15 protein-coding genes are annotated in these 13,313 nt (G+C 71.5%); 5 read left to right on the top strand and 10 right to left on the bottom strand.

Translation table 11 applies throughout. The annotated features are described in order from the left end of the window. Positions 1-47: 47 nt before the first annotated feature. Positions 48-914, top strand: coding sequence for a DMT family transporter (locus ABZ532_RS18960; RefSeq protein WP_361284431.1), 867 nt, complete (start codon positions 48-50; stop codon positions 912-914). Positions 915-994: 80 nt separating this feature from the next. Here ABZ532_RS18960 and ABZ532_RS18955 read toward each other — a convergent pair whose 3' ends face one another. Beyond that, positions 995-1,750 (bottom strand): acyltransferase, encoded by a 756-nt coding sequence (locus ABZ532_RS18955; protein ID WP_361284428.1) that lies wholly within the window; start codon positions 1,748-1,750, stop codon positions 995-997. Positions 1,751-1,861: 111 nt separating this feature from the next. Here ABZ532_RS18955 and ABZ532_RS18950 point away from each other — a divergent pair, with 111 nt between their 5' ends. Further along, entirely contained in the window at positions 1,862-3,088 is a 1,227-nt protein-coding gene (locus tag ABZ532_RS18950; RefSeq protein WP_361284425.1) for an aromatic acid exporter family protein, read from the top strand. Between the two features lie 102 nt (positions 3,089-3,190). Here the strand turns inward: ABZ532_RS18950 and ABZ532_RS18945 are convergent, their stop codons facing one another. From ABZ532_RS18945 to ABZ532_RS18930, 4 genes are all read right to left on the bottom strand, one after another. Further along, on the bottom strand, positions 3,191-3,364 hold the full coding sequence (locus ABZ532_RS18945; RefSeq protein ID WP_361284422.1) for a CsbD family protein: 174 nt from the start codon (positions 3,362-3,364) through the stop codon (positions 3,191-3,193). A 375-nt stretch (positions 3,365-3,739) separates the two neighbouring features. Beyond that, positions 3,740-4,276, bottom strand: coding sequence for a gamma carbonic anhydrase family protein (locus tag ABZ532_RS18940; RefSeq protein ID WP_361284420.1), 537 nt, complete (start codon positions 4,274-4,276; stop codon positions 3,740-3,742). A 46-nt stretch (positions 4,277-4,322) separates the two neighbouring features. Further along, positions 4,323-5,006, bottom strand: coding sequence for a DedA family protein (locus tag ABZ532_RS18935; RefSeq protein ID WP_361284417.1), 684 nt, complete (start codon positions 5,004-5,006; stop codon positions 4,323-4,325). Between the two features lie 206 nt (positions 5,007-5,212). Then, complete coding sequence (locus tag ABZ532_RS18930; RefSeq protein ID WP_361284753.1) at positions 5,213-5,650, bottom strand: DUF4442 domain-containing protein; 438 nt, start codon at positions 5,648-5,650, stop codon at positions 5,213-5,215. A gap of 186 nt (positions 5,651-5,836) precedes the next feature. Here ABZ532_RS18930 and ABZ532_RS18925 point away from each other — a divergent pair, with 186 nt between their 5' ends. Together ABZ532_RS18925 and ABZ532_RS18920 are read left to right on the top strand one after the other, a co-directional pair. Beyond that, positions 5,837-6,895 (top strand): hypothetical protein, encoded by a 1,059-nt coding sequence (locus ABZ532_RS18925; RefSeq protein ID WP_361284414.1) that lies wholly within the window; start codon positions 5,837-5,839, stop codon positions 6,893-6,895. A 60-nt stretch (positions 6,896-6,955) separates the two neighbouring features. Continuing rightward, positions 6,956-8,269: an MFS transporter gene (locus tag ABZ532_RS18920; RefSeq protein WP_361284411.1), complete on the top strand. Its 1,314-nt coding sequence runs from the start codon at positions 6,956-6,958 to the stop codon at positions 8,267-8,269. Between the two features lie 40 nt (positions 8,270-8,309). Here the strand turns inward: ABZ532_RS18920 and ABZ532_RS18915 are convergent, their stop codons facing one another. From ABZ532_RS18915 to ABZ532_RS18895, 5 genes are all read right to left on the bottom strand, one after another. Further along, positions 8,310-9,155 (bottom strand): fused MFS/spermidine synthase, encoded by an 846-nt coding sequence (locus ABZ532_RS18915; RefSeq protein WP_361284408.1) that lies wholly within the window; start codon positions 9,153-9,155, stop codon positions 8,310-8,312. A gap of 48 nt (positions 9,156-9,203) precedes the next feature. Next, positions 9,204-10,175, bottom strand: a complete 972-nt coding sequence (locus tag ABZ532_RS18910) for a patatin-like phospholipase family protein (RefSeq protein WP_361284405.1) — start codon at positions 10,173-10,175, stop codon at positions 9,204-9,206. Positions 10,176-10,255: 80 nt separating this feature from the next. Next, positions 10,256-11,455, bottom strand: a complete 1,200-nt coding sequence (gene tuf, locus ABZ532_RS18905) for an elongation factor Tu (protein WP_361284402.1) — start codon at positions 11,453-11,455, stop codon at positions 10,256-10,258. 122 nt (positions 11,456-11,577) lie between these two features. Then, the gene (locus ABZ532_RS18900) at positions 11,578-11,751 is read right to left on the bottom strand and encodes a hypothetical protein (protein WP_361284399.1); all 174 of its coding nucleotides are present in this window, start codon (positions 11,749-11,751) and stop codon (positions 11,578-11,580) included. 60 nt (positions 11,752-11,811) lie between these two features. Beyond that, positions 11,812-12,528 carry a DNA alkylation repair protein gene (locus ABZ532_RS18895; protein ID WP_361284396.1) on the bottom strand — a complete coding sequence of 239 codons (717 nt, stop codon included), beginning with the start codon at positions 12,526-12,528 and terminating at the stop codon, positions 11,812-11,814. 49 nt (positions 12,529-12,577) lie between these two features. Between ABZ532_RS18895 and ABZ532_RS18890 the strand changes: the two genes are divergently transcribed. Next, on the top strand, positions 12,578-13,282 hold the full coding sequence (locus ABZ532_RS18890) for a VTT domain-containing protein (protein ID WP_361284393.1): 705 nt from the start codon (positions 12,578-12,580) through the stop codon (positions 13,280-13,282). Positions 13,283-13,313 lie beyond the last annotated feature (31 nt).

The following is a 13,313-nucleotide window of genomic DNA, read 5'->3' as shown; positions in this document are numbered from 1 at the left end:
GCTGAGCTGCACCCCATCGTTCATCACACTGTACTGCGAGGCTCCCCATGACCGCGCTGTTCGCCCTGGCCACCAGTCTCCTGTGGGGGCTGGCCGACTTCGGCGGCGGTCTGCTGACCCGGCGCATCCCGGCCCTCACCGTCGTCGTGGTCTCCCAGGCCATCGCCGTGGTCGTGCTCGGTGCGGTCGTGCTCGCCACCGGGGGTCTTCACGAAGCGGGGCCGGAGCTCTGGTACGCCGTGGCCGCCGGTGTCGTCGGGCCGGTCGCGATGCTCAGCTTCTACCGGGCCCTGGCGCTCGGCCCGATGGGCGTGGTGTCGCCGCTCGGCTCGATCGGGGTCGTCGTACCGGTCTCCGTGGGGCTGCTGCTCGGGGACCGGCCGGGTCTCATGCAGTTCGCGGGCATCGGCGTGGCCGTGGTGGGTGTCCTGCTGGCCGGCGGCCCCGAGCTGCGCGGAGCCCCGGTGCAGCGGCAGTCGATCCTGCTGACCCTGCTCGCCGCCTTCGGCTTCGGCTCGGTGATGGCACTGATCTCCGAGGCGTCGACCACGCTCACCGGGCTCTTCCTGGCTCTGTTCGTCCAGCGGGTCACCAATGTCGCCGTCGGCGGCGCGGCGCTGTTCGTTTCCGTCAGGAGGGGCGGCCGGGCCCTTCCGGAACAGGGCGGCTTGGGGGTCGTCCGCGGCTCGCTGCCCGCGCTCGCCTTCGTCGGACTCGCGGATGTCGCCGCGAACGGCACCTACTCGATCGCCGCGCAGTACGGTCCCGTGACCGTGGCCGCCGTACTCGCCTCGCTCTACCCGGTGGTGACGGCACTGGCCGCGCGAGGCGTGCTCAAGGAGCGGCTGCGTGCCGTGCAGGCGGCCGGCGCGGGGCTCTCGCTCATCGGCACCGTGCTGCTCGCCAGCGGCTGACCCTGCCTCGACGCTCCAGGGGCAGTTCCCTCGCCGTCGGGTCCAGCGGCAGTTTTCCTCGCCGTCGGGCCCAACGGCCGTCAGGTCTCGTCCGGCTCCAGTTCCAGATCGAGCTCGGCGAGCGCCCGCAGATCGTCCGGAGTGACACCCTCCGGAATCGGCACCGGCGCCGGCGTCCGCAGCGGCGGCTGCCAGCCGCGCTCGGCGTCCCAGCGGCGCACGACCCTGGCGGGCGCCCCGGCCACCACCGCGTGGTCGGGTACGTCACCGCGGACCACGGCACCCGCGGCGACCACCACGTTGCGCCCGAGGCGCGCTCCGGGAAGGATCACCGCGCCCGTGCCCAGCCAGCAGCCGGGGCCGATCTCGACCGGGTCGGTACGGGGCCACTGCTTGCCCACCGGCTGGTGCGGGTCGTCGTAACTGTGGTTGGTCGACGTGATGTAGACGTAGGGCCCGCAGTAGGTGTCCGACCCGATGGACACCCTGGTGTCGGCGATCACATGACTACCGCGGCCGAGGACCACACCGTTGCCCAGAGTCAGGATCGGGTCCGGCCCGAGGTCGAGATCCGGCATCATGCCCGCGGTCAGGGTGACCTGCTCGCCGATGATGCAGCACTCCCCCAGTTCGATCCACGGCGCACCGAACACCGTGCCCTGCGGAAACGCGAGCCGGGTGCCCGCCCCGATGCTCCGGAAGCGCAGCCGCCCGGGGCTCTCAGCGGTCACCGCTCCCGTCCGCTGCACCCAGCGCCAGCCGCTCTGCACGGCGCCGGCCAGGACACGCCGACGCCAGGCGGCGAACGATGAGAACGTGTTTCTGTTCTTGGGCACTCCGACACGGTAGTCGGCGGTGACCTGACCAGTCAGAACGGCGGGCTGTGATCTTCGCCCCACGGCCGCGCCGTCCCACGTACGCGGCCCCGTGCACGGCAGTCTGGTGGGGTGTCGGAAGCCACGGAGCCACTGCGCCAGTTCGTACGGCGCCATCGTGAACCGGCCGTCGTCCAAACGGCGCGGTCGACCGCCGCGGCGGTCATCTCCTATGTCGTCGCCCTCCAGCTCAGCAGTGAGCCCTTGCCGCTGACCGCCCCCCTGACCGCGCTTCTCGTCGTACAGGTCACCCTGTACTCGACCCTCACCACCGGCATCCGCCGGGTGAACGCGGTCGTCGCCGGAGTGCTCATCGCCATCGGGTTCAGCTCGCTGGTGGGGCTGACCTGGTGGAGCCTCGGGCTGGTGATCCTCGCCTCGCTGGTGATCGGGCGGTTCGTGAAGGTCGGCGAGTTCGTGCCCGAGGTCGCGATCAGCGCCATGCTCGTGCTGGGCGTGACCCAGGTGACGGCGACGGCATGGGACCGCGTGCTGGAGACCCTGATCGGTGCCGTCGTGGGCCTGCTGTTCAACGTGCTGCTCGTACCGCCCGTATGGGTGAATGACGCGAGTCAGGCCATCGACGGACTGGCCTCCCGGATGCGGAACCTACTGACTCACATGTCCGAGCAGCTCGGCGAGCACACGCCCGTGGAGCGGGCGGCGGCACGGCTGCACGAGGCCCGCCGTCTCGACCATGACATCGCCCATGTGGACGCGGCGCTGCGCCAGGCGGAGGACAGCCTGCGCCTGAACCCCCGGGTCAAGGAACCGGTGCTCTCCCGGCTGGTGCTCCGCACCGGCCTCGACGCGCTGGAGATCTGCGCGGTGATCCTGAGGGTGTCCTGCCGTACGCTCACCGATCTCGCCAAGACGCAGCCGTCGGGCACGCTTTTCCCCCCACCGCTGACGGCCTCGCTCCAGGAGCTCTACGGGCACCTGTCCACCGCCATCGGGGATTTCGTCGTACTGATCACGTCGCAGGTCGCGGAGAACGCGGAGGAGGCGGAGGAGCGCCTCGCCACCGAGCTGGCCGCGGGCCGGCAGTGCCGGGAACGGGTGGCTCTGCTACTGCTGGGCGTCCGGGCGGAGACCGCGCACTGGCAGCTCCATGGGGCGCTGCTCGCCGAGGCGGACCGGATCCTGGACGAGCTGGACGTGGAGAAGCGCAGCGAGCGCCTGATCGAGGAACTCGACCGGCATTCGCGGACCCGCTCGGCGGGCCATCAGTGGCTGGGCGACCTCAAGCGCCGGGTGCGGGGCAGTGTGCGGCGGGGCGGCGGGGAAGCCGGCCAATAGCAGCCGGCAGCAGCGGACAGCGGCCACGCAAGGGCGGCTGCACCCGCGGTGGCAGGTGCAGCCGCCCTGGCCGGACCATTGGCCCGGCGCTGGTCACCGCATTTACCGCGCGGGCCGCTTCATCCGCTCGGCCGTGTTCTCCGCGGTCTCCTGGGCCTTGCCCGCGGCCTGTTCGCCACGGCCCTCGGCCTGCATGGAGCGGTCGCCCATGGCCTTGCCCGCGGTCTCCTTCATCTTGCCCTTGGCCTGCTTCGCCTTTGCCTTTGCCTTAGCCATGACGGCGGTCCCTTCACGTGGGGGTGGACTGGCATATCCACCTTGCGCCGATCACTCAATGTCCGCAATCGGTGACGCTGAGCGCATGGTCAGTCGGGGGGCTCCGGCACCGGCCGGGTGCCCGGCTCCGGCTCTCCCGGCGGCTCGTGACCGGGTTCGGGAGCAGGCGGCGAAGGCTGTGGATCGCGGGGTACCGGTCGCGGACCGCTGGGCACGGGTTCGGGTCCGTCGGGGGGCGGCTGTGTCGGAGTGGTCATGCCGTATGCCTTTCCCGGGATTGCGTTGCCGTGTGCGTACGCTGCGGCTACCCGGGGACCGCGCCGTGAATCAGCGCACCGGCCGGCAGCCGCTCGTCAGGCATCGGGTGGGCGGCGGTCAGCCCTCGGTCACCGCCTGGTGCTCCTTGGCCAGTTCCAGGTACATGAGGGCGTTGACCTTGAGCCCTTCGCGCTCCTCGTCCGTCAGTTCGCGCCTGACCTTGGCCGGTACCCCGGCCACGAGTGAACCGGGCGGCACCCGCATCCCCTGCGGGACGAGGGCCTGGGCCGCCACGAGTGAACCCGCCCCGATATGGGCGCCGTTGAGGACGGTCGCTCCCATGCCGATCAGGACGTCGTCCTCGACGGTGCATCCGTGCAGTACGGCGTTGTGCCCGACGGTCACGCGCTCGCCGACGGTGACGGGGAAGCCGGGATCGACATGGACCGTGCAGTTGTCCTGGACGTTGCTGTCCACGCCGATCACGATCGGGCCGCAGTCGCCACGCAGCACGGCGTGGTACCAGATGCTCGATCCGGCGGCCAGGGCGACCTCGCCGATCACGACGGAGGTGGGGGCGACGTACGCGCCGGGGTCGATCCGGGGCTGCTTCCCGCCGACTCCGGAAATGAGTGCCCGCTGTCCCTGTGCCATCGCCTGCTCCTCGTGAGGGTGACCGCCGCAGGGGCTGGTCACATCGTCAGTTCTGGGCCGCGTCGGCTTGCACCGCGGAGGACGCGACCGGTTCGCCGCCGTCGCCGTCCGTGGCCGCGCTGCGTGCCGCGGCCTTCTTGGCCCGGTTCCGGAGCACGAGCATCGAGGTGAGGCCGAACAGCACGGCCAGCACGAGTCCGAGCCACGAGAAGCGCTTGAGCCAGGCCTCGGCCACGATGCCGACCGAGTAGATGACCGCCGTGGTGCCGCCCGCCCAGAGGATGCCCCCGAAGACATTGGCGATCAGGAACTTCCAGTACGGCATGCGCAGCACACCGGCGAGCGGGCCGGCGAAGATCCTCAGCAGAGCCACGAAGCGGCCGAAGAAGACCGCCCACATGCCCCATTTCTCGAAGGACCGCTCCGCCAGCGCGATATTGGCCTCGCTGAAATGCTTGGGGAATTTCTTTCCGCACCAGGCGAGCAGCGGCCGGCCGCCCTTGCGTCCGATGGCGTAGCCGATGGAGTCGCCCACGATGGCACCGGTGCTGGCGCAGATGCCGAGCACCCAGGGGTCGATCTCACCGTGCTGGGAGGCGAGGAGGGCGGAGCTGACGAGGACGATCTCGCCCGGCAGCGGAATGCCGAGGCTCTCCAGCCCGATGACCACACCCACCAGGATGTAGATACTCACCGCCGGGATGGTCTCGAGCCACTCCTGGACGTGCACCGCCGGTCCTCCCGTTGTCGTTCGGCCCGGGCCCGTGGTTCGCGGGGCGCGGCGTGGGCGCGGCCGTTGTGTTCGGGCTCGTGCCGCCCGGCGTGCGCCCCCGTGGCACACGCCGGGAAGCCTACCTGGTCGGACGAAAGCCGCCGCCCTGCCGTCCCGCGTCGGGACGGCAGAGCGGCGGGGTGGCTCCCGGGACCGGGGGTGGCTCAGGCGTTGGGACGCAGGGTCCACAGGACGGTCATCTCGCCCGTCACGGCGCCGTCCTCGCGGGTGATCGCGACCTCGACGGGGAACTCGGGGCGGACGCCCGCGTCCAGCTCGGCGATGACCTCGGCGGCGGGACGGCCGAGGGTGGCGGTCGCCGTGACGACGCCCATGGCCAGCTTCTTGTAGCCGATCTCCGCCTTGACGGCGAGCGGCACGGCCCGGCTGAGCTGCTCGCCGAAAGCGGCGATCACGATGGCACCGCTCGCGGACTCCGCGAGGGTGAACATCGCTCCGGCGTGCGGGCCGCCGACGTGGTTGTGGTAGTCGGCCTGGTCCGGCATACGGACCACGGCGCGTTCGGCGGTGCTCTCCAGGAACTCGAGGTCGAGGGTCCTGGCCATGGGAACCGTCGCGAGGAGAAGCTCGCCGGCGGACATCTGGTCTGCGCTCATAGGGACGGATGTTACCGGCCAGTAGCCGTCTTGGCCATCCCCTGCCGGGACTCCGGATGGGCATGTCCACCCGTTATGTCCGCACAGAAGGCGGGGGTGGATTGCGACAGCGGATGTCAGCGGTGGGAGCGCTTGGCGACATGAACTCGCCAACCTCTATGGTTGGGGGCCATGTGGCCAGGACAGCAGCCGCCCGGGGGCGAGCAGAACCCGCAGGACCCGAACCAGAACCCGTACGCGCAGCCGGGATACCAGCAGCCGAACCCGTACGCGCAGCCGGGATACCAGCAACCGAATCCGTATGCCCAGCCGGGGCAGCAGCCGAATCCCTATCCCCATCAGCAACCGGCCACACCCCCGTACCCGCATCCCGCTCCGCCGCAGCCCGGTCCTCCGCAGCCCGGCGGGCCCGGCGGGTCGTCGGACCGCAAGAAGACGACCATCGTCGCCATCGTCGCCGCGACGGCCGTGGTCGCCGCCGCGGTCATCACCGGCGCCGTGGTGCTGAACGGCAAGGACGAGGGCGACGACCGGGCCGACGACGGCAAGAAGCCGGTCGTCTCCCCCGCTCCCTCCACCCAGGCTCCCTCCCCCACCGCGAACCCGCGCGACGGCTCCAACGAGGCCAAGCCGCTCATCACCGGCTGGAAGGTCGTCACCAACCCCAAGCACGGCACCCAGTTCGACGTGCCACCGGAGTGGGAGGTGGCCGGTACGGGCGTGGCCACCGGGTTCGAGGACCAGGAGAAGGGCGACGGCTCGCCGCTGATCATGATGACGGCGCCCGCGTACTTCAAGAGCAAGTGGTGCAGCATCGACTCCAACAAGGACGGCCGCGACGAGGACTCCAGCCTCGCCGGGACCGGCACCAAGGGCGGCCAGGGCGCCAAGGACACGGCCAGCGCCTCGCACAGTGAGGCCGGCACCTGGGTGTGGGCCGCCTACGGGCAGGCGGAGCCGCAGAGCAAGGTCAAGTTCACCAAGCCGAAGCCGTACACGACGAAGTCCGGGCTGAGCGGACATGTCTCGACGGCCTGGATCGACGGCGTCAAGAAGGACGACAAGTGCGACACCGACGGCAAGTCGATCGCCTTCTCCTTCAAGAACGCCAAGGGTGACTTCGCGAACTGGATTCTCTACGCCAACAAGGGTGTGCCGGACGAGCTCCCGGACGCGACGATCGCGCAGGTCCTGAGCACGGTGCGCCTTGCGGGGGCCTCCGCGTCCTGATCGTCCCCGGCCACGGCGTGCGGTTTGGCAGGAAAGGCCGGGGCGGGCGATAGTCCACGGGTGACAGGTCCCGCCCCGGCTCCCCGGAGCCGTACACCCCGCCGCCCGCGCCGACCGGAATGGGCGGGCCGCAACTACACGTTGCTGACCGCCTCCGCGGTCGTCACCAATCTGGGCACCCACGGTGCGCTGATCGCGGCGGCGTTCGCGGTGCTGGAGTCCGGCGGAGACGGCGGGGACGTGGGGCTCGTCGCGGCGGCGCGCACCCTGCCGCTGGTGCTCTTCACGCTGATCGGCGGAGCCATCGCGGACCGGCTGCCGCGCCACCGGGTGATGGTGGCCGCGAACGCGCTCAACTGCGTGTCCCAGGCTGCGTTCGCCGCGCTGGTCCTCATGGGCGAGCCGCAGCTCTGGCAGATGATGCTGCTGACCGCGCTCTGCGGCACGGGGCAGGCCTTCTTCAACCCCGCGGCCGAAGGCATGCTGATCTCCAGCGTGCGCGGGGAGCAGGCAGGCAGGGCGTTCGCGCTCTTCCGGCTGGCGATGCACGGCGCGGGCATCGGTGGTGCCGCGCTGGGCGGTGTACTGATCGCCGGATTCGGTCCCGGCTGGGTGCTGGCGGTCGATGCCGCGGCCTTCGCGGTGGCGGGCGCGTTCCGGGCGTTCCTGGATGTCAGCCATGTGCCGCGGCGCGGGAACGGCGGCGGGCTGCTGGCCGATCTGCGCGACGGCTGGAGTGAGTTCGCCGGCCGGACCTGGCTGTGGTCGATCACGGCGCAGTTCGCCGTGGTGAACGCGGTCGTGGGCGCGGCGGAGGCGGTGTACGGACCGCTGGTGGCCGAGGAGTCCCTGGGCGGTGCGGGCCCCTGGGGTCTGGCCCTGGCGGCGTTCGGCGCGGGCACCATCGGCGGGGCGCTTGTGATGACGCGCTGGAAACCGCGGCGGATGCTGTTCGTGGGCACTGTGTGCGTGTTCCCGCTGGCGCTGCCGTCGGCAGCGCTGGCCGTGCCGTTGCCCTTCGGTGGCCTTGCCGCGGTGATGTTCGTCAGTGGTGTCGCGATCGAGGTGTTCGGTGTGGTGTGGATGACCGCGCTGCACCAGGAGGTGCCGGAGGAGAAGCTGTCCCGGGTCTCCGCGTACGACTGGTTCAGCTCCACGGCGATGCTGCCCCTGTCGACGGCGCTGGCGGGTCCCACAGAGCAGCTGTTCGGACTGGAAGAGTCGCTGTGGGGGTGTGCGGCGCTCGTCGTGCTGGTGACGGGACTGGTGCTACTGGTGCCCGACGTACGGAATCTGACCAGGCGTACGCGCCAGGTGGCCGGGCACCGGATCGAGTCCACGCCCCCGGTGTCGGCGGCGGCCTCAGGGTCCTGAGGTCCTGGGACCTGAGGGCGGCCACTCGGTCCTCGGGCCCTCAGCCGATACCGAAGGCACCTTCGGGCGGCTCTGGCGAGGCGACGGCGTCCCCGTCGCCCACCGGCTCGGCGTCCCCGATGAGGCGGCGCAGCTCCCGGCCGTGTTCGACACGGGCGGGGAAGGCGTCGGACGCGCTGCGGCGGGCGAGGCCGGCGAGGTCGAGCGGGTGGTGCGAGGCGAGCAGTATCGCGTTGCCGAACCTCCGTCCGCGCAGCACGGCCGGCTCTGCGACCAACGCCAGTTCCTCGAACTCGGCGGCGAAGTTGGCCAGTTGCGAGCGGAGGAAGGCGAAAGGCGCACCGTCGGCGAGATTGGCGGCGTAGAGGCCGCCCGGGCGCAGCACGCGCCGTGCGGCACCCGCGTACTCGCGTGAGGTGAGCTGCGCGGGCACCCGCGAGCCGCCGAACACATCCGCGATCAGCACATCGACGCTGCACGCCGGCGCCTTCTCCAGCCAGCCGCGGGCATCGTCGGCGTGCACCGTGATGTCCGCGGTCCCCGGCAGGGGCAGGTGGTCGGTCACGAGTGCGAGCAGCCCGTGGTCCGCCTCGACCACGACCTGCCGGGAACCCGGCCTGGTGGCGGCGACATAGCGGGGCAGGGTCATCGCCCCACCGCCGAGGTGCAGCACGTCGAGGGGTTCCCCCTCGTCCGCGGCGCAGTCCACGGCATGGGCCAGCCGCCGGGCGTACTCGAATTCGAGGTGGGCCGGGTCGTCGAGATCGACGTACGACTGGGGCGCCCCGTCCACGGTCAGCAGCCAGGCCCGCTCCCGGTCGACATCGGGCATGAGCTTGGCGATGCCGTGGTCGACGCGACGGCTGACGGGGAGGGCCTCATTCACCTGCCCATTGTGCGCCCGGACTACTGCATTCGGGCGATCCTGCCGGGCTCAGGGCTTGGTCCGGGAGGGTTTGGCTCCCGAGGTCGTACCGGAGAGCTTGGTGCGGGAGGACTTGGCACCGGAGGGCCAGACCGCCCCCACAGCGTCCGCGTGGGCCTTGGCCTGTGCGAGACCCGCGCGTGCCGATGGCGCGCGGCGGGCGGGGTCGAGGACATTGCGGCCGAACGCCCTGCGAGCGGCCCGGTCCGGGGTGATCAGGGTCACCCGGGCGCCCGATGCGGCCAGCCGGGCGGCCAGGGTGCGGGCGGAGAGCACGGGGCCGCCACCGACCGCGATGGGGGCCACGATGACGACGGTTCCGTATCCCAGGGCGAGGTCGGCGTTGGTGGAGGAGCGGACTCCGCCGTCGATGAAGCGCCTTCCGCCGATGGTGACGGGTGGCCAGACACCCGGTACGGCGCAGCTCGCGCCGACCGCGTCGATCAGGTCCACACCGCTGTCGCGGTCGAAGGCGCGGAACTCGCCGCTGACCGCGTCGACGGCGGTGACGACCAGTCGCCGCGCACGCGGCCATTCGTGTGTGAGCAGCCGCTCGGCGAAGACCGCCCGGCGTACCTCTTCCGGCTCGGTAGGGGCGGACAGGGCGAGCCGCCCCATACGCGCACCGTAGGCCTCGGGTTCGCGGCACCACAGGACACCCCAGAGGTAGCGGGCCAGCACGGCCGCCCCCATGCCGGCGGGAACCTCCCCGTCGGGGTCGGCGAGCTGACGGTCGTACAAATCGGGCAGGGTGAGCCGTCCGGAACCGAGCTGGGCACCGACGACCGAGCCCGCCGATGTACCGACGATCAGATCCGCATCCGTCGGGTCGACACCCTCCCGGGCGAGTCCGCTCAGAATGCCGATCTCCCAGCCGATCCCGGCGAGGCCGCCGCCGCCCAGTACGAGGGCCGTGCGGTGCTCGTTCGATGCGCGCTTGGCTGCCGGTGCCTGCTTCGCTGCGTCGTCCTTGTCCGCCATGGCAACAGTGTGGCGCCGGACGGCCGGGTCCGCCCCCCGCTTGTGGCGGGTGGCGGACCCTTCACGCCGGATCGCGCCGGTCAGAGCAGCTCGGTCACGGTCCCCGCGCCGACCGTGCGGCCCCCTTCGCGGATCGCGAAGCCGAGACCGGGCTCCAACGGGATGTCACGGGCGAGCTCCACGGTCATCGTGACCGTGTCGCCCGGGCGGGCGATCGCCGGCTCACCGAGGTCCACGTCCCCGACGACATCGGCCGTGCGGATGTAGAACTGCGGCCGGTAACCGGTGCCGACCGGGGTCGTACGGCCGCCCTCACGGGCGGACAGCACGTACACCTGCGCCGTGAAGCGGCGGCGGGGCACAACGCTTTCCGGCGCCGCGACGACATGCCCGCGGCGCACGGCGTCGCGCGGCACACCCCGCAGCAGCAGCGCCACGTTGTCGCCGGCCTCCGCCGACTCCATGGGCTTACCGAAGGTCTCCAGACCGGTGACGACGGTGGTCACCTCCGCGCCGAGCACCTGCACCCGGTCGCCGACCCGTACGGTGCCCCGCTCGACCGCTCCCGTGACCACCGTGCCGCGCCCGGTGATGGTGAGGACGTTCTCCACCGGCATCAGGAACGGCGCGTCCGTGTAGCGGACCGGCACGGGCACATAGGTGTCGACCGCGTCGAGCAGCGCCCCTATGGCCGCCGTCCACCGGGGGTCCCCCTCCAGCGCCCGCAGCCCGGACACCCGGACGACCGGCACCGAGTCACCGCCGTATCCGTGTGCGGTGAGCAGCTCGCGGACTTCGAGCTCGACCAGGTCCGTGAGCTCGGGGTCGCCGGCGTCCGCCTTGTTGAGGGCGACGACGATGTGGTCGACACCGACCTGACGGGCCAGCAGGACGTGCTCGGCGGTCTGCGGCATGATGCCGTCGAGCGCGGAGACCACCAGGATGGCCCCGTCGAGTTGCGCGGCCCCGGTGACCATGTTCTTGACGTAGTCGGCGTGGCCGGGCATGTCGACATGGGCGTAGTGCCGGGTGTCGGTCTCGTACTCGACGTGCGCGATGTTGATGGTGATACCGCGGGCGGCCTCCTCGGGCGCGCGGTCGATCCGGTCGAAGGGCACGTACGTCGTGGATCCGCCGGAGCTGGTGGCGCCGTCGTTGGGGGTGCGCTCGCTGAGCACTTTGGTGATGGCGGCGGTGAGGGTGGTCTTGCCGTGGTCGACGTGGCCCATGGTGCCGATGTTGAGGTGCGGCTTGGTGCGCACGAATGCCGTCTTGGGCATGGCTGTCGCGGTTCCTTCCCGGAACTCTTCGCGCGATTCCCCGCGTGAACTCCCTGCGGAGGGGGACCCCTTGACCGGACCGACCCTCCCCCTGCGGGGTCCGCCGGACAATCCGGAGAGGGTCAGCTTCGGGCGCCGTCGAGCGGCGCGGCGGCGACTGCCGCTGCGAACGCCGCGACCGCGGCGACCGCAGCGGCGGTCGTGGCGGCATCGACCGCGACCGCGGCCAGGAAGGCGGCAGCCTTCGGCGCGCCCGCGACTGCGGACGGCGCTGAGGTGAAGGCGTACCGGAACATGCGTCCATGATCGATGGACGGTGGGGTCCACGTCGAATGGTTTTCGGGTGCGGCGTGCCGTCAGGAACCCGCGTGTCGGATGTTCTTGAGCGCCTCTCGTACGGAGAGCGGGGCGAGCCGGTCATGTGCTTCGTCGACGAAGGCGCGCACCGCGTCCGGATCGGTCTTGGCGTACTCGCGCAGGCTCCAGCCGATCGCCTTGCGGATGAAGAAGTCGGTGTGGTCCGACTGACGCAGGCAGTAGCGGAAGAGGCGCCCGGCGTCGGTGTCGGCCTTGTAGCGGAGCTGGTGCAGCAGCGCGGTACGGGCGATCCAGAGGTTGTCGTCCTCGATCCACTCGTCCATCACGGACACCAGTGCGGGGTCGGCCGCGACGAGAGGGCCGACGACATGCGCCGCGAGGGTGTCGACGGTGTCCCACCAGGAGACGGTGACCAGGAGGTGCCGTACCACCGGCAGGAATCCCGGTGAGCAGTGCCCGACCCAGCGGCGCAGGTAGTCGGCGGCGAAGTAGTGGTACTCGCGCTCGGGCAGGTCCCAGCAGCGCAGCGCGATCGCGGTGCAGTCGGTCTCGTCCGGACGCGGAGTGCCCCGGAGCACGGTGCGGGACAGGGCGCGCCGATCGGGGGTGCGCAGGCCGAGGAACGGCGCGACGTGCTTCATGTACGCGGCGGCCTCAACCGCACGTGCAGGGTCGGCGGCAGCCGCGTAGACGGTGGTGAGCCGGTCCAGCACGGTGTCTGCGAGTGCGCTGGCGAGCGCGGCCGGGAGCGTCATGCGGCACAGATTACGGCGATCGAACCGATTCGTCGGATAGTCTCCCCGGATGCTCGACCCCGTAACCGGACCGCGGGACGGCCTCGCCCTGCGCTGTGGCCGGGCCCTGCTCTCGCCCTGGGCGCGGCTGGTACTGCTGGCGCTGCTGCTCGTGTCCGCGGCCTGCGCCGTGCTGGTCTACGAGCCGCAGCGGCTGCTGGCCGCCGGCTGGCCGCCGCAGCTGAGCGGCGGCACGGCGTTGGCCCTGTTCGGTGTCTGCTACGGGCTGTGCACCGCCGCACTGGTGCCGCGCCCGCTGCTGAATCTGGCCGCGGGCGCGCTCTTCGGTGCCCCCGCCGGGCTCGCGGCGGCGATCGCGGGCACGGTGATCGGGGCCGGCATCTCCTTCACCCTGGGGCGGGTGCTGGGGCAGGAGGCGCTGCGCCCTCTGCTGCGCGGGCGCTGGCTGAAGGTCGCCGACGGTCAGCTGAGCCGCCATGGGTTCCGCTCGGTGCTGGCGCTGCGGCTGTTCCCCGGTGTTCCGTTCGCCGCCGTCAACTACTGCGCCGCCGTCTCCCGTATGGGCTGCGTTCCGTTCCTGCTGGCCACGGCCGCCGGTTCGGTGCCGAACACCGCCGCGTATGTGATCGCGGGCAGCAGGGCGGGGTCACCCGACTCACCGGTCTTCCTCGCGGCGACGGGCTTCATCGTGCTGTCGGCGCTGGCCGGGGCCGCCGTGGCCTGGCGCAAGCGCCACCGTCTGCGCGAGTCCTGACGGGGCCGGGGCGGGGCTGCGCCCTGGGCAT

It is taken from the genome of Streptomyces sp. NPDC019396, from assembly GCF_040632375.1.
Classification (GTDB): Bacteria; Actinomycetota; Actinomycetes; order Streptomycetales; family Streptomycetaceae; genus Streptomyces.
The sequence above is the reverse complement of the archived record's forward strand: the minus strand, read 5'-3'. Positions and strand labels throughout refer to the sequence as shown.